The organism is Pseudodesulfovibrio aespoeensis Aspo-2, assembly GCF_000176915.2.
GTDB lineage: Bacteria > Desulfobacterota > Desulfovibrionia > Desulfovibrionales > Desulfovibrionaceae > Pseudodesulfovibrio > Pseudodesulfovibrio aespoeensis.
In genome coordinates this window covers 1,086,681-1,106,151 of sequence record NC_014844.1, presented here as the reverse complement: position 1 = coordinate 1,106,151, position 19,471 = coordinate 1,086,681, and the positions used below count along the sequence as shown (strand labels likewise).

The 19,471-nt window shown below is 61.3% G+C and carries 16 protein-coding genes, 1 pseudogene and 1 riboswitch; of the genes and pseudogenes, 12 read left to right on the top strand and 5 right to left on the bottom strand.

Annotated features, from left to right (window positions below):
• Positions 1–101 precede the first annotated feature (101 nt).
• Positions 102–395, top strand: coding sequence for a hypothetical protein (locus tag DAES_RS04905; RefSeq protein WP_013513928.1), 294 nt, complete (start codon positions 102–104; stop codon positions 393–395).
• 444 nt (positions 396–839) lie between these two features.
• Complete coding sequence (locus DAES_RS16900; protein ID WP_013513927.1) at positions 840–2,690, top strand: methyl-accepting chemotaxis protein; 1,851 nt, start codon at positions 840–842, stop codon at positions 2,688–2,690.
• Between the two features lie 292 nt (positions 2,691–2,982).
• Here DAES_RS16900 and DAES_RS04890 read toward each other — a convergent pair whose 3' ends face one another.
• Positions 2,983–3,426 carry a hypothetical protein gene (locus DAES_RS04890; protein ID WP_013513926.1) on the bottom strand — a complete coding sequence of 148 codons (444 nt, stop codon included), beginning with the start codon at positions 3,424–3,426 and terminating at the stop codon, positions 2,983–2,985.
• Between the two features lie 105 nt (positions 3,427–3,531).
• Between DAES_RS04890 and DAES_RS04885 the strand changes: the two genes are divergently transcribed.
• Entirely contained in the window at positions 3,532–3,951 is a 420-nt protein-coding gene (locus DAES_RS04885; RefSeq protein ID WP_013513925.1) for a hypothetical protein, read from the top strand.
• Positions 3,952–3,998: 47 nt separating this feature from the next.
• Here DAES_RS04885 and DAES_RS04880 read toward each other — a convergent pair whose 3' ends face one another.
• The gene (locus DAES_RS04880) at positions 3,999–4,874 is read right to left on the bottom strand and encodes a tetratricopeptide repeat protein (protein WP_013513924.1); all 876 of its coding nucleotides are present in this window, start codon (positions 4,872–4,874) and stop codon (positions 3,999–4,001) included.
• 213 nt (positions 4,875–5,087) lie between these two features.
• Here DAES_RS04880 and DAES_RS04875 point away from each other — a divergent pair, with 213 nt between their 5' ends.
• Positions 5,088–6,326 carry a M48 family metallopeptidase gene (locus DAES_RS04875; protein WP_013513923.1) on the top strand — a complete coding sequence of 413 codons (1,239 nt, stop codon included), beginning with the start codon at positions 5,088–5,090 and terminating at the stop codon, positions 6,324–6,326.
• Positions 6,327–6,399: 73 nt separating this feature from the next.
• Positions 6,400–6,891 carry a cyclic nucleotide-binding domain-containing protein gene (locus DAES_RS04870; RefSeq protein WP_013513922.1) on the top strand — a complete coding sequence of 164 codons (492 nt, stop codon included), beginning with the start codon at positions 6,400–6,402 and terminating at the stop codon, positions 6,889–6,891.
• 225 nt (positions 6,892–7,116) lie between these two features.
• Here DAES_RS04870 and DAES_RS04865 read toward each other — a convergent pair whose 3' ends face one another.
• Entirely contained in the window at positions 7,117–9,030 is a 1,914-nt protein-coding gene (locus DAES_RS04865) for a methyl-accepting chemotaxis protein (RefSeq protein WP_013513921.1), read from the bottom strand.
• A gap of 311 nt (positions 9,031–9,341) precedes the next feature.
• Between DAES_RS04865 and pgm the strand changes: the two genes are divergently transcribed.
• Positions 9,342–11,012 (top strand): phosphoglucomutase (alpha-D-glucose-1,6-bisphosphate-dependent), encoded by a 1,671-nt coding sequence (gene pgm, locus DAES_RS04860; protein WP_013513920.1) that lies wholly within the window; start codon positions 9,342–9,344, stop codon positions 11,010–11,012.
• A 14-nt stretch (positions 11,013–11,026) separates the two neighbouring features.
• On the opposite strand, the pseudogene DAES_RS17930 reads toward pgm, so the two are convergent.
• Positions 11,027–11,114, bottom strand: a pseudogene (locus tag DAES_RS17930) (IS5/IS1182 family transposase); the annotation flags it as partial.
• Positions 11,115–11,124: 10 nt separating this feature from the next.
• Here DAES_RS17930 and DAES_RS17550 point away from each other — a divergent pair.
• From DAES_RS17550 to DAES_RS04850, 3 genes are all read left to right on the top strand, one after another.
• Positions 11,125–11,277 carry a hypothetical protein gene (locus DAES_RS17550; protein WP_157864809.1) on the top strand — a complete coding sequence of 51 codons (153 nt, stop codon included), beginning with the start codon at positions 11,125–11,127 and terminating at the stop codon, positions 11,275–11,277.
• Positions 11,278–11,526: 249 nt separating this feature from the next.
• Positions 11,527–11,707: riboswitch (cobalamin riboswitch) on the top strand.
• 176 nt (positions 11,708–11,883) lie between these two features.
• Positions 11,884–13,944 carry a ribonucleoside triphosphate reductase gene (locus DAES_RS04855; RefSeq protein WP_013513919.1) on the top strand — a complete coding sequence of 687 codons (2,061 nt, stop codon included), beginning with the start codon at positions 11,884–11,886 and terminating at the stop codon, positions 13,942–13,944.
• A gap of 22 nt (positions 13,945–13,966) precedes the next feature.
• Complete coding sequence (locus DAES_RS04850) at positions 13,967–14,209, top strand: hypothetical protein (protein ID WP_013513918.1); 243 nt, start codon at positions 13,967–13,969, stop codon at positions 14,207–14,209.
• Between the two features lie 85 nt (positions 14,210–14,294).
• On the opposite strand, the gene DAES_RS04845 is transcribed toward DAES_RS04850, so the two are convergent.
• A complete protein-coding gene (locus DAES_RS04845; protein WP_013513917.1) occupies positions 14,295–16,754 on the bottom strand; it encodes a tetratricopeptide repeat-containing diguanylate cyclase in 2,460 nt (819 codons plus the stop codon).
• Between the two features lie 195 nt (positions 16,755–16,949).
• Here DAES_RS04845 and panC point away from each other — a divergent pair, with 195 nt between their 5' ends.
• Genes panC through metK form a run of 3 tightly spaced genes read left to right on the top strand, consistent with a single transcriptional unit; the run spans position 16,950 to position 19,387 of the window.
• Positions 16,950–17,798: a pantoate--beta-alanine ligase gene (gene panC / locus DAES_RS04840; protein ID WP_013513916.1), complete on the top strand. Its 849-nt coding sequence runs from the start codon at positions 16,950–16,952 to the stop codon at positions 17,796–17,798.
• A gap of 5 nt (positions 17,799–17,803) precedes the next feature.
• Positions 17,804–18,181, top strand: a complete 378-nt coding sequence (gene panD, locus DAES_RS04835) for an aspartate 1-decarboxylase (RefSeq protein ID WP_013513915.1) — start codon at positions 17,804–17,806, stop codon at positions 18,179–18,181.
• Positions 18,182–18,217: 36 nt separating this feature from the next.
• On the top strand, positions 18,218–19,387 hold the full coding sequence (gene metK, locus DAES_RS04830; protein ID WP_013513914.1) for a methionine adenosyltransferase: 1,170 nt from the start codon (positions 18,218–18,220) through the stop codon (positions 19,385–19,387).
• The last annotated feature ends 84 nt before the right edge of the window (positions 19,388–19,471 follow it).

Below are 19,471 nucleotides of genomic sequence, written 5' to 3'. Positions count from 1 at the left end.
GCTGTCGGTCAAGCAGTCGCGAGGCAGCGGGCGGAAAACCCCATGCTACGCTTTCCCGGATTCCCGGAAACGACTTTCGGGAACAAAACCAGGGAGCAAGCATGCATTCCATCTATTCCTGCACAGTGCAGCACGATGTCCAGGGGCGGTCCATCCGTTGGACCTATGCCCACGACAAACAGGGGATGCGCATCCTCTGGAACAACGGCGGCAACTACACGCGCTACGAATATGCCCCGGACCATCGCCTGCTCCGAGCCACCCGCGAATGGAACAATAGGCACTTCCGGCAATTTCTTGGTGGTTGGCCAGAGATTGTGGAATCCCACTGCCCTCTGGGCGGCAAAATCAACAGGGGACATCTTTTCATGTGGCCCGCTCGTTGTACTCGCTGAGGTATTCTAGTGAAAACAACCACAAAGGTTTGCTGCCGCAGGGCATGCAAAAGAACGATTCTCTCTGAGCCGGACTGCCGATCCCGACCTGGGGGCTGCCCTCCTGAACAAGGGCTTCCTAGACGCTTACTTTTGCCGCTCCATGTCGGCTTGGCTTACTGTTTCATTTCCACAAAGGGGGGGCCATCCATCAAGCATGAGCAAATGTTGGCGAGGTCGAAGAGACTGTTTCGGCTGGCTCATTTTCAATCAAATGCGTTGATTATAATTGACTCTTCCCACCTGGAAGTGCTCAAAATGTACAATAGGCACCCAGATGGGTGCGCTGACGGTGTCGTCTGGTTTGACCACATTGAAATGCGGACTTGAAGTATGGACTATGAGCTGAGGTCGGAGTCATAACCGGTTTTCACGCTGCAAAATCGGTATTATCTGGAGGATTACATGAGGCTGGCACCAAAATTTCTGTTACCGACTTTTGCTTTGATCATCATCGGCATGATCCTCACAACATGGCTAATATGCCAGCAGAGCACGGAGTCGATATCATCAAATGTCATAACAAATGCCGAAAACACGGTCGGCAGCCTGAACTCGGCCATAGAGTTGTGGGTACAGGGCGTACAAAGTGAAGTCATAGCTCTCTCCGGCACAAGTGATATTATAGACCTGCTGTCTCATGATTCAGACAACCCTGCTGTCGTTGATAAAGCCATTTCATTACTCGATGGCGTCTTGTCGCGAAATCCAACAGCGAACAGCGTACTTATCGTTTCTAGTACGGGCATTGTCAAAGGGACCACCAACAAGGAAATGGTGAACGCCGACTTCTCCAATCGGCAATGGTTCCAGGAAACCGCCAAAGGCAATGACTATATCTCACCACCAGTCTTCAGCCCACAGTTAAAAAAATACGTCTTCGTCGTTACTTCGCCTATATACAACGAAGGTGAAATTGTCGGGGTGCTCTCTGCAGGTGTTGAAATCGAGAAATTTGCTGAAAAATTTATCCTGACAAGAGCTTCGGCAGAGTCATATCCTTTCATACTGGCCCCTGATGGCGTTGTGCTGGCCCATCCCAACACTGATCTGGTTGCAAAAAAGAATATATTTACTGAGGAGACGTACGGTCCGTACATTGCAAACAACAAGAAAGGCATACAAAACACTGTCTCCCTTGGTGTGGAAAAATTTATCGTTTTCGAAAAATCCCCGCTGCTTGATTGGACCACTGTCATGGCTGTCGATAAGGATGTCGCATTCGCCTCTGCGCGTTCTCTTGGATTACTCATCATATGCTTGGCCATAGGACAAGTTGTCGTCCTGGTTTTGGGTATCTGGCTTCTCCTTTTCTCGAACATCTTGCGGCCAATTAAAGACTTGGTCGCCACGGCAAAGCGCATTGCAGAGGGTTCCCTGGATACAGCCATAGATGCTGACCGCGCCGATGAGATTGGAGATTTGCAGAGGGCCTTGGCCTTTATGGTGGAACAATTGAGTCAGGTCGTTTCCGAGGTTGACGCCACGACCGACAACGTCGCCCTGGGCAGTAAGGAACTGGCAGGCATGGCTCAAAACCTTTCTCAGGGGGCGATGGAGCAGGCGGCATCGATTGAAAGAATTTCGGCTTCCATGGAGCAAATGGCCGACAGAATCAACAGCAGCACGAGCAATGCTCATGAGACTGAAAGCATAGCCTCCAAGGCCGCCCAAGACGCCCGGGAGAGTGGCAAGGCCGTCATGGGAGCCGTTAGCGCCATGACGAATATCGCCGAAAAAATAACCGTTATTGAAGAGATCGCCAGACAAACCAACTTGCTTGCGCTCAATGCGGCCATTGAGGCGGCTCGAGCAGGAGAAAGCGGCAAGGGTTTCGCAGTGGTCGCTGCCGAAGTGCGCAAGTTGGCCGAGCGAAGCGGATCTGCAGCCAATGAGATAAGCGAGCTTTCCCGCAGCACGGTCGGTGCCGCACGTGCAGCGGGCGAGATGCTCGATCAGCTGGTGCCCAATATAGAAAAAACAGCTGATCTTGTTCAGGAGATCGCAGCCGGAAGCAATGAGCAGAGGGCTGGCGCCGAGCAGATACATTCGGAAATTTCCAAGCTCGATTCCCTCAGCCAGCAGAACGCTTCGGCCTCAGAAGAGATGGGGGCCACCAGTGAACAGCTTGCAGCCAACGGCAAACGACTTCAGGAGGCCATGAGCTACTTCCGTTTGGACGGGAGTGTGGACATTCAGCCTCGCGGGGTCAAACCGATTCCGCTGCCAGGAGAGCAGGTTGATGACGCTTTTTGATCGGCACCAATCTCGGGCGGAGATCAAGATGGCGGCTCCAGAAGGATAAGGCGATCATCTTCGCGAAAATGGAAGTTCCCGAAAACATCGACGGGAAACACATCATAAGCTTTTTTTTGAGAAGCATGCAGCCAAAGCACAAGCCGTCAAGACGGATGGGCTGGCGGCCTTCTTTTTTCAAACAGACAGGCCATGAGCCCCCAGCGAGGTCTATCCCAAAAGAGATCTGTACGGCTCGAAGACTCGCCCACGGCCAGTTAGCGGCAGCAATCGGGGATTTTTAACAGCCGGACTAGAACTTCTCGCGGCGGATGCGGATGGTGAGACCCTTGCCGCGGAGGTGGCTGGCAAGGCGTTCGGCGCGCTGGAGGCTGGGCACGGTGCTGATCACGAGCTGGGCCGTGCCTGCTTCGTCCCAGACCCAGATGTTTTCGGCCAGGACCAGTCCGCTGGCCCGGACCTCTTCCAGCAGCCGGTCGCGGGCCGCGTCACGGGCGCTTAAGGATTCGTCGTCCAGCGGCTCGCCGCAGACAAGCACCCACCAGCCCAGGGGGCGCACCTCGGGGTCGGTCTCCTCGCCGAAGCTGCGCCCTATCTCGTCCGCCTGCCCCCGGCGCACCGAGGCGGTCATGCGCCGGATGCAATCCTCGACCAGGACGATGGTTTCGGCTCCGCCAGGGAGGCCTTGCCGTTGCAGCGGTCCGGTTATCTGATATTTCTCAATTTTACGTCCCATTGCGCCACTCTAATCCGCCCGGACGCGGGACGCAAGGGGGTTATATCACCATTCCGGCGCTTTCGCCCCCTTGCACGGACACTGCCCGCCGTGTATCCAGGTGGCATGGTCATCCTTTCGAGCAGCCACGTCAGACGCACCCCGGCAATCCGGCTCCTGCGCGCCGTCATCGGAGCGGTGGCAGTGGCGCTCATCATCTGGGGGCTGTCCATGGCCCCCTACGACATCATGCGCGCCGAGCGGTTCCGCATCTACGGCGAGACGCGCACCTTCGGGATCGTCACCGCTGTCCGGACCGAGGCAGGCACACGGGACGGCGCGCGATTCTTCATCGATTACAAATATGTGGATTCAGACGGTCTGGCCCGGCACCATACGGCCCGGCTGCCGCACGATCTCTGGCTGCGATACCGGCCCGGCTCGCGCGTCGAGGTGCTCTTCACCCGCCAGCGGCCAGAACTCGCCCGTGTGCCCCACGAGATAGAGCCACCCTTCCAGCTCTGGCTGCGGCGCATGCTCGACTGACCTGGGGCTGGTCTGCACGGGACGGAGAGTTTTGGCTGTTCCGGGGGCTAGAGGTCCAGCTTGAGCGGCTTGACGGGTGCGGACGCAGTGCCGGGCGTGGGTCTGGGCTTGCCCGCAAAGACCCTGGGTTCCACCTGCTTGACGATCTTCTGCGCCTCGGAGTTCAAGGGGTTGCGCTCCAGGGCGGCCTGGGCGTTCTTGTGGGCTTCGCCCCACTCGCGCTTGCCCAGATGAAGCTTGGCAAGCCGCAGATACAACCCCTCGCTGGGGCCGAGGCGGCGCATGGCCTCCTTGACCGCATCCATGGCCTTGGGCGCATCGTTCATCCCCTCGTAGCAGAGGATGAGGGCGTTGTGGGCGCGCGTGTCGTTGGGAGAGGTCTCCAGGGCCTTGGCCAGATATTCCACCGCCTCGGAAAACATGCCGAACATGGCCATCCTGTTGCCGATGTCCGAGTTTATCCCTTCTATATCCTGAAAATATTCCGATATCTTGCGGTAGAGCTTGCGGGCGTCGAGCTTGTTGCCTTCCTTGATCAGCCGGGCGGCCTTGATCATGTTGTCGTCCAGCACGGCAAGACGCTGGCGCATCTTGGTCAGCCGCGCCTTTTGCATGGCCTCGCCGAGCTTGCCGTGCAGCCGCACCAGGGTCTGATAGAACTGCTTTTCCTTGCCCCGCGCATAGGTCAGCCCGTCTGGGAAAAGACGCTTGATCATCTTCATCTTGTTGAGATCGCGCAACGCCTCGTCCAGGTGGGCGTATATCTCGAACTTTTCCGCACCGAAAATCTGGCTGGTGACCAGCCCGCGCGCGACGTTGGACAAGCAGCTCAAGGTCTTGAGATAGTCGCTCTTGCCAGCATAGGCACGCGCCCGCGCGATGTCCTCGCGGATTTCCTTTGCAGTGACGGGTTTGGCTGTCATCGATCAGGTTTTCCCGGTGGTTGTAACGTGACTGTTGCCACGCAAACTAATACAGGGTCTCCTTTTTAGCAAGTGGCATGAAAATAACCGTGTCTTTCTGCCGGGTTTCGCGGCAGCAAGTGTTGACGCGCACCGCCACGGCGGCTACCCCTATTCCCTGAATCAACACCGCATGCCCACAGCCCGGCCAACCACAACAACCCAGGAGAGTCCGTGAACGCATACCTCGCCGTCATCATCGGCTCCCTGGCCGGTTCATGGCTGCTCGGCGTGCTCTCCAACATCCTTGGCGCGCGCCACATGCCACCAAACCCGCCGCCCGAATTCGCGGATGCCTTCGACGCGCAGACCTATGCCAAATCGCGGGAGTACGCCCGCGCCTCCATGCGCTTGTCAGCCGTCACCGACACCTGCGACACCCTGGCCATCATCGCCTTCATCCTCGCCGGGGGCTTCGACCGGCTCGACACGGCCATCCGCGCGCTGGACCTGCCTCCCCTGGCCACAGGCCTGGCCTTCATCGGCGCACTGACCCTGGCCGCATCGCTGCTCGGCCTGCCCTTTGAAGCCTACCGCACCTTTGTGCACGAGAGCCGATTCGGCTTCAACACCACCACAGTGCGCACCTTTGTCCTTGACCGGCTCAAGAGCCTGGTCCTGACAGTCATCCTGGGCGGGCCGCTCATCGCCCTGGTACTGCTCTTTTTCGAGCACGCCGGGCCGCTGGCGTGGCTCCTGTGCTGGGCCGTGGCCGTGCTCTTCTCCCTGGGGCTGACCTACATCGCACCCACCTGGATTTTGCCGATCTTCAACACCTTCACCCCCCTTGAGGACGGCGAGCTGCGCCGCGCCCTTGAAACCTGCGCGCGTCAGGCCGGATTCGAGCTGTCCGGCATCTTCGTCATCGATGGCTCCAGACGATCCACCAAGGGCAATGCCTATTTCACCGGGTTGGGCAGACGCAGGCGCATCGCCCTGTACGACACGCTGATCAAAGAGCAGTCCGTGGAGGAGATCGTGGCCGTACTGGCCCACGAGATCGGTCACGCCAGGAAGGGCCACATCAAGCAGCGGCTGGCCATGGGCGTGGCCCAAACCGGCGCGGTCTTCTTCCTCATGTCCCTGTTCATGAGCAGCCCCGGCCTGTTCGCGGCCTTTGGCATGGAGCGCATCAGCGTGTACGCCGGGCTGGTCTTCTTCGTCCTGCTCTTCACCCCGGTCTCCCTGGTCCTGTCCGTGGCCGCCAACGCCATCTCCCGCGCCCATGAATACGAGGCCGACGCCTTTGCCGCCCGGGCCACGGGCAACCCCGGAGCCATGATCTCCGCCCTGAAGAAGCTCTCGGCCAGCTCGCTGACCAACCTGACCCCCCACCCGCTGGAGGTCTGGCTCCACTACGGCCACCCCCCGGCCCTGGACCGCATCCGCGCCCTGTCCGCCTTTTCCAGTTAACTGTCGCCCCCCCCCCGGGGATATATGACATGATCAAAGGGGCAAAAACCCAACCACAGCCAGGACACACGCCATGCAAAAAATACCATTCGACCCGGCCAACGACGAGATCATGGAGCGGTTGCGCAACGTCCCGGCCTTCGACGCCCTGCCAGACCACCTCATCCGGCAGGCCATGAAGGCCGCGTCCATCCGCCGCTACGACGCCAGCGAAGTGGTCATCCGCGAGGGGGAATTCGACAACCGGGTCTTCTTCCTCGTCTTCGGGAACCTCGAAATCTCGGTGCAGGGCAAGGTGGTGGGCTGCCTGCAACGGCTGGGCGACATCTTCGGCGAGATGGGCATCAGCGACGCAAGCCCACGCTCGGCCACCATCACCGCGATCCAGACCACCCTGGTGGTGGCCCTGGACGACACGGCCATCAGGACCATGGGCGAGACGGGCAAGATGTTCACCCAGGCGGTCATGTACCGAGTCTTTGCCGAGGTCCTGGCCGTCCGGCTGCGCGCCGCCAACCACCAGATCGACGAACTGCACCGCGACATCGACGCCATTAAAAAGTGACCTTCTCAGGAAACGACACCCTGACCCGGGTCGCGCCTCAGAGTCCACTCAGCTAGGCTGTTGAGAAAGGTTCGAGTGCTAGGCGCGAAAAAAAGGCAAGACCGACGCGTATATACAATACGCGAGGGTTTGCCTTTTTTGAAGCAACGACGCAATCGAGCCTTTCTCAACAGCCTGAGGCGCGCCCCACCTGGGGCGCGCCGATCCATTTTTCGATCCGGACGACTACATCAGCTCAAGGCTCTGGCCACGGAACAGCGCCCCGCCAGGACGCGCCGGGACGACCCTCACGCCGCCTTCCGCCTGCCTGACTCCACCGGCCTCGCCAGGCCCGACCCGGAAGAACTCCATGGTTTGCTGCAACTGCACGGCCTGCTGGGACAACTCCTCGGACGTGGCCGACAATTCCTCGGAGAACGAGGCGTTTTTCTGGACCACGATGTCCAGATGTTGAATGGACATGGTGATCTGCCCGGCGGCAACGTCCTGCTCCTGGCTGGCCGCGGCCACTTCCTGCACCAGCTGCTCGTTGCGCTTGATGTCGGCCACGATCTTCTCAAGCATGGTCCCGGCCTGCTCGGCCACCTTGAGGCTGCTGCCGGTCAGATCGCTGATCTCGCGCGCGGCCACGCCGCTGTGCTCGGCCAGCTTGCGCACCTCTGCCGCGACCACGGCGAACCCCTTTCCATGCTCGCCCGCCCTGGCCGCCTCGATGGCCGCGTTGAGCGCCAGCAGATTGGTCTGGCGGGCGATGTCCTCGATGACCGAGGTGCGGCTGGCGATATCGCGCATGGCGGCCACGGTCTGCTGCACCGCGTCGCCGCCCACGGTCGCGTCGCTGGCCGTCTTGACCGCGATGTCGCGCGTCTGCCGGGCTACCTCCATGTTCTGGCGGATACTCGCCGCCATCTGCTCCATGGAGGCCGATATCTCCTCGACGCTGGCGGCCTGCTCCGTGGTGCCCTCGCTCATCTGCTCGGCGGACGCGGCGATCTCCTCGCTCCCGGCGGCCACGATCTCGGCGGCGGACTTGACCCTGCCGACCACGGTGCGCAGCGACCCGATCATGTCGCCAAGGGCGCGTATCAGATTGCCCAGTTCATTGGGCGAATCGCTGCGCAGGTCAAGGGTCAGGTCGCCCCGGGCCATCATCTCCGAGGCCTGCATGCCATGTCCCACCGGAACCACCACCAGACGATTCATGAACAGGGCCACCAGCCCGGAAACCACTGCCGCGATGAGCAGCCCGATGCCCATGAGCACGTACCCCTGGCGCACCGCGCCGGCTGCAAGATCCGACTCGTAGGCGGACATGCCCACGATCCAGCCCGTGTCCGGCTCTGTCCGGAAGGCCATGACCTTGGCGCGGCCCTCCCAATCGTACACCATCTCGCCGTTCCTGCGGTTCATGGCATCGCGCACAAACTCGTGTCCGCTGTAATCCTGTAGAATGACGGAGCGCTCCCTGGGGTGATAGATGAAACGGCCCGAACCGTCGAAAATGAAGCCATACCCCTCGTTTCCAATGGCAACCGGATCGATAAAGTCCCTGCCAAAAGCATCCCATGCCGAGAACAGGGCCACTCCGCCCACAATCCTGCCCCCACCGTCGCGCACCGGGACGCTGACGGCAAAGGTGAGCGTGCCATCGGTCTTGGATTTGAACACGGTGCGCGAGACATGCGAAGGCTCGCCTGAAAGCACACCCCTGACGTATTCCCTGTCCGAGACGTCGATCCCGGCCAAGGACGCGCCGTCGGCCATGGCCCCGGCCAGAGAACGGCCCCTGCCGTCAAAGACCATGGCTCCATACAAGTTGGGGTTGCTGTCCACGTAGTTCTTGAGGGCCGAGTCTGCCAGGTCCACGATGGCCGGGTCCGTATCAGAGGCCAGGACCTCCGCCATGACCCGCCGGTCGGCCATGGCTCTGGTCGCGGCCAGCGTGTCGTCAACAAACAGATTGAGAGCCGCTACCACGCTTGCGGCCTGGGTCGCCGCCCCCCTGGTCTCGCTCGCAAGGGTCATTTCATAGGATGATGTTTTGACATACCAGACCAACGAGGCCACCCCCAGAACAATTGAAGCGATAACCGGGAGAAGTACCGCTCTGGACAATTTTCCGGTCACGATTTGCAACATCGGGAATACTCCTTTGCTCATTCACGAACACTTGGCGGGAGCGGCCAACTCCGACTCCCTGCCAACACGCTTGAACACGCCTCCCCGAGCCTGAATGACCAATCAATCAGCACACGCGTGCAAGCTTCAGACAACACCATATGCCAATGCCATCTCCGGCAAAACAACCCTTTTATAAATTTTCATCCAGAAATGGTTATCTTTATCATTTTATCACACGGGATCATGACAGACCCAGCGGATTGGTGCTATGGGATGGCATGCGTGGATTCCGGTCAACCGCCGGAGCAGACCAAAGAAGGAGAGAGCTCATGCCGCTGCACGAACTGGCCGGGCGACCGGCGCCCAGGGACATCCTCGTCAACATCCCCCGGCTGGTGGCCGCCTACTACCAGACCAGGCCCGACCCGGCGGACCCGGCCTGCAAAGTCAGCTTCGGCACCTCAGGGCATCGCGGCTCGTCGCTCGACGGCAGTTTCAACGAGGACCACATCCTGGCCGTGACCCAGGCCGTGTGCGAACACCGCGCAGCCCAGGGCATCGACGGCCCGCTCCATCTGGGCATGGACACCCACGCCCTGAGCGAGCCCGCCCTGGCCACCGCGCTCGAAGTGTTCGCCGCCAACAGGGTCAGGGTACGCATCCAGCGCGGCCTGGGCTACACCCCCACCCCGGTGGTCTCCCACGCCATCCTCACCTGGAACAAAGGGCGCACCAGCGGACTGGCCGACGGCGTGGTCATCACCCCGTCCCACAACCCGCCGCGCGACGGCGGCTACAAATACAACCCGCCCGAGGGCGGCCCGGCAGACACCGGAACCACCAGGGCCATCCAGGATCGGGCCAACGAACTGCTCAAAAACGGGCTCAGGGGCGTCAACCGCATCCCCTACGCCCGCGCCCTGAAAGACCCCGTCGTGGAGCACCACGACTACATCACCCCCTACATCACCGACCTGCGCAACGTGGTCGATCTCGACATCATCCGCAACGCCCGCCTCAAGATCGGCGTGGACCCCATGGGCGGCTCGGGCATCGCCTACTGGGAACCCATGGCCGACATGTACGATCTTGACCTGACTATCACCAACCCGGTCGTGGATCCCTCCTTCGCCTTCATGACCGTGGACTGGGACGGCAAGATCCGCATGGACTGCTCGTCGCCATGGGCCATGACCTCGCTCATCCGCCACAAGGACGACTACGACATCGCCTTTGGCAACGACCCGGACTACGACCGCCACGGCATCGTCACCAAAAGCTCCGGCCTGCTCAACCCCAACCACTATCTGGCCGTGGCCATCCAGTACCTCTTTACCCACCGGCCCGACTGGCCCGCCCAGGCCGCTGTGGGCAAAACCCTGGTCTCAAGCTCCATGATCGACCGCGTGGCCGCCACACTGGGCCGCCGACTGCACGAGGTGCCCGTCGGCTTCAAATGGTTCGTCGAGGGCCTCCTCGACGGCTCCTGCGGCTTCGGCGGCGAGGAATCAGCCGGGGCCAGCTTCCTGCGCCGCAACGGCACCGTCTGGACCACCGACAAGGACGGCATCATCATGGACCTGCTCGCTGCGGAAATCACCGCCAGCACCGGACGCGATCCCGGCGAACTCTACCGCGACCTTGAAGCCGAACACGGCGCGCCCATCTACCAACGCATGGACGCCCCTGCCTCGCCCGCACAAAAAGCCGCCTTCTGCTGCCTCTCCCCGGATATGGTCACAGCCGACACCCTCGCCGGAGAACCCATCCGCGCCAAACTCACCCGCGCACCCGGAAACAACGCCCCCATCGGCGGGCTCAAAGTCACCACCGAAAACGGCTGGTTCGCCGCCCGACCCTCAGGCACTGAAAACATCTACAAGATATACGCGGAATCCTTCATAAACACCGACCACCTGCGCACCATACAACAGGAAGCCCAAGCCATCGTCGCCGCCGCCTTCCACAAGGCAGGCGTGTTGGAATGCCTCCGGCGGTAAAAGCCAAATGCACTGGCTGGCATCGATCATCAGCCAAGCATAACCTGGCTCATCTATCAAGGTTTCCAGCACTCTTTCCCATACGCCTTTGTCCCGCCAATGGCCGGGGTTTTTGCCATCGTTTCTCGGCAACTCCTTCAACGGTCCGGCCACGAAGCGCCTCGCCGAAGGATGCGCCTCCGACATCATTCCCACCACGGCCACTGGCGGTCAGGCGGCCAACAGCCTTCTCGCCTGCGAGATCCTCGCCTTCCTGCTGCAATGAACCGACTTGGTTGACCGCGAACCGGTCTTTGCCCCGCGATTCGCCATGGTGGATTTCCTCAGCCAGAAAATGGCGGTGGGCGATGTGATTCGCGGGGAATGACGGCTTGGTTGCCGACGCATTTCCCCCGCCGTCATTCATCCACACCATCAAGAAAATCCCACCCTGCCAATCACGACACATTCACGGATTTCAAAAAAACAGAGACAACCCGCTTGCGCTCTCCGGAAGCATGGTCTAGATTTTCTCTTGTCACGATGTTCTTCAGGTGGCCGCAAGGCCATAATCGGGAATCCGGTGCAAAACCGGAGCGGTCCCGCCGCTGTGATCCCCCTATGCGCCCGTTTCCAACACGCCACTGCCCCACTGGGGTGGGAAGGCGGAACCGGGTGGGGAGAGCCAGAAGACCGGCCTGAAGCTATTCCTCTCCTGATGTGGTGCGCGGACCCCGCATCCGGACTGTGAAAACACTCCATCCCAACGTCGCCCGGCGACTGCGGTTCCGCCGCTGTCCCGCCGTCAAGGGCGACCATGCAGACACCCATGCCCCACGCGCATCGGAAGGACGACCGGTTGCCCCGTTGCCCTGTCTGCCAAGAGACGATCATGCCGACTCAAATCATCAAACGCGACGGGCGCATCGAGACCTGGTCCACCAAACGCATAGGGGTCGCCATCTTCAAGGCGCTCAAGGGAAGCGGCATCAAGGATCCGATGCTGGCCGACAGGCTCGCCGGAAAGGTCGAGGCCAAGCTCGCGGACATGGACACCCCGGAGCAGGAGCAGGTCCAGGACATGGTGCAGCAGGTGCTCATGGAAGCGCGCCTGTACAAGGTGGCCGAACGGTACATCCTCTACCGGGAAAAGCGGCGCGAACTGCGCACCCAGGACCAATCATTCATGGATATCGTGGGCGTCACCGAGAGCTACCTCGACAATCTCGACTGGCGTGTCAGCGAAAACTCGAACATGGTCCACTCCTTCCAGGGGCTGATTCTGCACATGGCAGGCTCGGTGCAGGCCCGCTACGTTCTGGAGAAGTATCCCGAGGAAGTGCGCATGGCCCACAACCACGGGTACTTTCACATTCACGACCTGTCCTTTGGGCTGGCGGGATATTGCTCGGGCTGGAGCCTGCGCGATCTGCTGCTTGAAGGGTTCAACCTGCGCGATCGCTGCTCGTCCACCCCGGCCAAGCATTTCGATGCCGCGTGCGGACAGATCGTCAATTTCCTGGGCACCCTGCAAAACGAATGGGCGGGCGCCCAGGCATTCAACAATGTGGACACCTATCTCGCGCCCTTTGTCCGGCACGACGGGCTGGACTATGCAGCGGTCAAGCAGCAGGTGCAAAAGCTGCTGTTCAACCTGAACGCCACCTCGCGCTGGGGCGGGCAGAGCCCGTTCACCAACTTCACCTTTGACGTCGTGCCCCCGGCCCACATCGCAGGCGAGGCCGTCATCCTCGGCGGCAAGCTGCTGGATTCGACCTACGGCGAGTATGCCCTTGAAATGGCTCTGATCAACCGGGCCTTTCTTGAAGTCATGCTCGAAGGTGACGCTGCTGGCCGCATCTTCTCCTTCCCCATCCCGACATACAACGTGACCAAGGATTTTCCCTGGGAGTCGGAAGTCGGCAAGCTGCTGCTCAAGATGACCGCCAAATATGGCGCACCCTATTTCCAGAACTTCATCAATTCCGACCTCAACCCCGAGGACGTGCGCTCCATGTGCTGCCGACTCCAGATGGATCTTCGGGAAATCCGCAAGAAGACCGGCGGCCTTTTCGGCGCGGGCGATCTGACCGGCTCTGTCGGCGTGGTCACCCTGAACCTGCCCAAGCTCGCCTACCTGGCCCACAACGAGGAGGACTTCTTTGAGCTGCTTTCCGAATACGCGGAGCTGGCCATGGAGTCCCTGGAATTCAAGCGCAAGATCGTGGAGAAAAATCTTGAGGCCGGGATGTTTCCCTACTCCCGCCGCTACCTGAAGAACGGCTTCAAGGGGCACTTCTCCACCATCGGCCTCATCGGCGGGCACGAGGCCTGCGTCAACCTGCTTGGCAAAGGGATGGAGACGCCTTCGGGCCTGAGCCTCATGCAGCGCACCCTCAACCATCTGCGCAGGCTGGTGGTCAGGTTTCAGGAAGAGACCGGAAACCTGTACAACCTGGAAGCCACGCCGGGCGAAGGAACATGCTACCGGCTGGCCAAGATCGACAGGGAGCTCTACGCCGACATCCACACCTCGGGCGGCGAGGTGCCATACTACACCAACTCGACCCTGCTGCCCGTGGGAGCCAGCCAGGATGTCTTCTTCGCCCTGGAGCACCAGAACGAACTGCAGCCCCTCTACAACGGAGGAACTGTCTTCCACACCTTCCTGGGCGAGGCCGCACCCGATGAGGAAAGCGTCAAGAACTTCCTGCTCAAGGCCATGAGCAAGACCAAGATTCCATACATCTCGGTCACCCCGACCTTCTCGGTATGCGACGACCACGGGTATATCTACGGCGAGCACTTCACCTGCCCGACCTGCGACAGGGACACCGAAGTCTACACCCGCGTGGTGGGCTACTATAGACCCGTGGGCCGCTGGAACAAGGGCAAACAGGAAGAATACAAGGACCGGGTGGAATTCTCCCAGGAGACATTCTGCACCGCCTGACCCTTTTGAGGACATCCGTCAGATGATATTGGACGCCAATCAGATCGTTGCCATTCGGCAGCATAATGACGAGGAAATTCGTCGGGGGAGCCGTGCAACGCACGGCTACCCCGCCCAGACCATCCAGAACCTGCTGCACACCATCGAGGCCCTCAAAAACGAGAAACGCAAGTGGAAAAAACTCGCCCAGGATCGTGGCAAGGCCCTCGACAAAATCGTTGAAATCGCGAGCGGCAGCACCGAATCAGGGAGCACGGGCAAGTAAAAACATACCCAAAAAAAAGAATCCCCCCGCGCACCCAATGGCGCAGGGGGAACCCTCCTCCCAAACCCAGTCAAATCCCAAATATCTACCCGGCCCGCGCCGCCACCTTCACCGCTTCTTCAACCTTGCCCTGGGCCTCAAGGGCCTCCACAAGCGTCTCCCAATACACGTCCTTGTCCGGCGACAGGGCCGACGACTGCCGGGCCAGCACCTCGGCGATCTGGGGGTCCTCCCCCTGGTCGAGGTAGAGCCGGGCCAGCATGTGCATGGCCTGATGATCGTTGTGGTCGGCATTGAGGGCGAGATGCAGGTATTCGCGGGTGGCGTCGATGTCGCCCTGCCTGTAGGCGATGCGGGCCAGCGGCCTGAGCACCATGCGCTCGCCGCCGGGCTGGGCAGCGGCTTTTTTGTAATGGTTGGCCGCCTTCTTGAGATGCCCTGCCTGCTCGCTGATGGAACCAAGCCGCATCAGGGCGTAGACATGGCCGGGGTCAGCCTTGAGGCACTGACGATACGCCTGTTCGGCCTTCTTGAGATCACCCAGGCGGTGGTTGGCCCAGCCGAGATTGTACAGGGCCAGGACATCCTTCTTGTCAATGGCCGAGACCTGCTCGAACTGTCGGCGGGCGTCCTCGAACCGGCCAAGCTGGGCGTAGCAGATGCCGAGCGAGTTGCGGGCCAGAAGGTTGTGCTCGTCGTCCAGGAGCGCGAGCTTGAACTCCTCAATGGCCCCGTAGATGTCGCCGTCCATGAACCGGCGATCCGCAGCGAGGTTGAGGGAGATGGAATCGAACACGGCCACTCGCGGCTCCGGAAGCAACAGGGCGTGCTCCAAGGCCTTGCGGCAGTTTTCGAGAATGTCCGCGCGGTCAAAATTGAGAAAGGGATGGCAGGCCGAGCCGATGGAGACCGACACGCCCAGGGTGTCTGCCGCCAGCTTGGCGATTTCGAGGGACCGGGCGCGCAGGGTCGGCCCGTCCACGCCCTCCTGGAAAAAGATCATGCCGTTGAGTCCGTAACGGCCCCCGAACGCGCCCTCGCCAAAGCCGCCGCGCGCCAGCCCGGCCACATCGGCCACCAATTGATCCATGGCCTCCTGATACGCTGCATCGGCATCGGCGGGCTGATCGAGCACGCGGATGAGGGACAGGCCGAAGGTTTCGGGCTTGAGCCGCGCCGTTGCCAGAGTGGCCACGAAATCGCTGTAGCTGACGAGTCTGGTAGCCGCGTCCTTGCGCGGCGGCGCGCCCGGAACCGACACTCCGGGCCGGTCGCTGAAATGGGGCTCATCGCCTGTGACGAGCTTGAGCAGGTCGCCGGGCTTCACGTTCCAACTGGCGTCGCCCAGGTGGAGGATTTCGGCCACCGCGGTTTCGCTCTGCACCTCGACCAGGACCACCTCGGCCTTGAACATGGCCGGGGAGCGCCCTGCCTGGACAGCGGGTTCCGCGCCGGACTGGGAGGCCTTGGGGGCGCGCACCAGGAAACGCAGGCCGACCTTGGCCCCGGACGATTCGCCGAGACTGACGACCACGCGGTTCATGGGCAAGGCTTCGAGCACGCGCCCGCCCTTGGCCAGGATGTCGGCATAGCTGAAGACCCGGTTGCGGCCCAGGTCCTTGGCCACGCTCACGCTCTTGCGCGCCTTGCGCACGAGCATCCGCGCCTGCTCCGAGGGGGCGCGGCGGAACTGGCCGCCCTCAAGCCCCTGGGGATAGTTGACGAAACCCACGCTGGTGGTCACGGTGATGATGTCGTTGGTGATGTCGTCCACAAAGGAGAGCTTGCCGATGCCCGAGCGGATGACCTCGGAAAGCTGGAAGCAGGCGCGCGGCTTGGCGTCGGGAACGAGTACGGCGAACTTGTCGTTGGCCAGCCGCGAGACCGTGGTGTACTTGGGGCAGACCAGATCGAGCAGGCGGCCCACCTCGGCCACAATGTCGTCGCCGATGAGGTAGCCGTAGTGTTCATTGATCCAGAGAAAGTTGTCGAGATCGACATAGAGCACGCCAAGAGTGCCGGAAAAGACCTGCTCGACCTCGCAGACGGGCGTGCCGACCACACCCTGCACCACGGTTCCGTTGCGCGCGGCGGCCCCGGCCCGGCAGTTGCCGGTGGCCAGACATCCCTGCACCTGATCGATGGCCTTCATGAGCTCGGCCACGAAATAGTCGCGGGTGAAGAGCCCGGTCAGCGGATCGGTGACGCTTTTCTTGTACAGGGCGAGCTTTTCCAGCACGGCGGAGGCCAGGGCCATGATGTAGCGCGGGGCCACGGACGGTGCCTTGAGCTTCACGCCCTTGGCGATGAAATAGCAGAGCATCCGGCCCTGGAAGACCAGCGGCAGGATCAGCTCGCCATCGTCACGCCGGAACTCGGGCTCAGGGATCGGGCCTTCCGCCTCCTGCCTGGGGAAGAACAGGCTGTACGAACTGAAGGGAAGAAACTCGGCAATGCAATCCTTGATCGTATGCTCGAAGTCGATCAGCTCCTGAGGAGTGAACGACAGGCTCCCGTCCGCGAAAATGTCTTTTATCGTCCTCATAATCCGGGAGCTTACAACGCACGCTTGTTTTACTCAAATAAAAGTTTGCCCCGGCACGATCCGACACATCCCGCCCCACCCCCGACCCCGCTGCGCACAAAGGGCGCGAGGACTATATCAATACATTTGGATATTGACATTTCATCCGAATAGTCATAGCTAGGCCGACAGCTGCCGTGCTAGCAGCATGAGATCATGAACATCATCACCGACCCGCAAGAACTCCAACAACAATGCCTCGCCTGGCGACGCCAGGGCCTGCGCACCGGCCTTGTGCCGACCATGGGCTATCTGCATGACGGCCACATGGCGCTCATGCGCCACGCCCGCACCCTGTGCGACCGGCTCGTGACCTCCATCTTCCTGAACCCCGCCCAGTTCGGTCCGGGCGAGGATCTGGACAAATACCCCCACGACCCCGAAGGCGACAGGGCCAAGGCTGAGGCGTGCGGGACAGACCTGCTCTTCATGCCCAAACCGTCGGCCATGTACGCGCCCGACCACGCCACCTGGATAGACGTGCCCGACCTTGGCCGCCACCTGTGCGGGGCCAGACGGCCCGGTCATTTCCGGGGGGTATGCACGGTGGTCAACAAGCTCTTCATGCTCGCCCAGCCCGAGGTGGCGGTCTTTGGCCGCAAGGACTGGCAGCAGTTGGCCATCCTGCAACGCATGGTCCGCGACCTGAACATCCCGGTGACCATGGTCGGCCACGACATCGTGCGCGAGGACGACGGCCTGGCCCTCAGCTCGCGCAACGCCTACCTCACGCCGACGGAGCGCGCCGCTGCCCCGGCCATCCGCCAGGGGCTTGTGAAGCTGGCCGAAATGCTGCACAAGGGCGAGCGCGATCCCGAGGTCGCCAAGCGGTTTTTGCGTGACGAATTCGCCGCCACCCTGCCCATGGGCAAGATCGACTACATCGAGCTGGTCGACCCGGACGACATTACCCCGGTGGGTGCCGTGACCGGCCCTGTGCTGGCCGCTGTCGCCGTGGGCATGGGCAAGGCAAGACTTATAGACAATATTTTGATAGAGGTGTGAGCCCTGTGGCACAACGATGCTTTTTGAGCGCCAAGATTCACGGCGCGACCATCACCTGCGCGAACCTGGAGTACCGGGGGAGCATCTCCATCGACACCGTGTTGATGAAGACCGTGGGCCTTTTGCCCTACGAGCAGGTGGACGTGTACAACCTGGACAACGGGGAACGACTGACCACCTACGCCATCCCCGGCGCTAAAGGCGAGATATGCCTCAACGGAGCCGCCGCCCACAAGGGCGCGCCGGGCCAGCGGGTGATCATCGCCTCCTATGTGTGGCTTGACGAGCAAGAGGCCCGGACGCGCAAGCCCAGGGTCGTCATCGCAGACAACAACAACGGCGTCGACCAGATCCTCGAGTGCGAACTCGACCCGGATTTTTAGGCGCGTATTACCGTAGGACTCTTTAAGGAGGATTCAATGCAGATCGAAGGAAAGTACCTGTTCACCTCGGAATCCGTGACCGAAGGCCATCCCGACAAGGTCGCCGACCAGATCTCCGACGCCATCCTGGACACCATCATTCGCCAGGACCCTAACGCCCGCGTGGCCTGCGAAACCCTGGTCACCACCGGCCTGGCTTTCATCGCCGGGGAAATTTCCACCACCGCCTTTGCCGATTTCCCGGAGATCGTCCGGGCCACCATCAAGGACATCGGCTACTGCAGCTCCGACACCATGGGCTTTGACTGGCAGACCTGCGCGGTCATCTCCTCCATCGACAAGCAGTCCCCGGACATCGCCCAGGGCGTCAACCGCACCAAGCCCGAGGAACAGGGCGCTGGCGACCAGGGCATGATGTTCGGCTTTGCCACCAATGAGACCCCGACCCTGATGCCCACCCCCATCTACTACGCGCACAAGCTTTCCCGCCGCCTGACCTATGTGCGCAAGGAGGGCATCCTCGATTTCCTGCGCCCGGACGGCAAGACCCAGGTCTGCGTCGAGTTCGACAGCGGCAAACCCGTGCGCATCGACAACGTGGTCGTCTCCTCCCAGCATTCCGAGAGCATTGCCTACGCCGACCTCAAGGAAGCCATCCTGCAGGAAGTCATCATGAAGACCCTGCCCGAGGAGCTGATCGACGAGAAGCTCAAGACCTACATCAACCCCACGGGCCGTTTCGTCATCGGCGGTCCGGTCGGCGACTGCGGACTCACTGGCCGCAAGATCATCAACGACACCTACGGCGGAGCCGGTGCCCACGGCGGCGGCGCGTTCTCCGGCAAGGACCCGTCCAAGGTGGACCGCTCCGGCGCGTACATGGCCCGCTATGTGGCCAAGAACGTGGTGGCTGCAGGCCTCGCCGACATGTGCGAAGTCCAGATCGCCTACGCCATCGGCGTGGCCGAGCCGGTCTCCGTGGTCGTCTGCTCGCGCGGCACCGGCCAGGTGACTGACGAACAGCTGACCAAGGCCGTCAAAGAGGTCTTTGACATGCGCCCCTACTTCATCCAGGAGCGGCTCAACCTGCGCCGCCCCATCTTCCAGCTGACCACCAACTACGGTCACTTTGGCCGCGAACGCCCGGAGTTCACCTGGGAAATGACCGACGCGGTGGACGACCTGCGCACCGCCTGCAAGATCTGACCGACTCCCTCTGTCCACGCACAAGGGGCGGGAACATGCTGTTCCCGCCCCTTTTTGCTTCTCTCTTTCCAGGTCCGGCTGCCG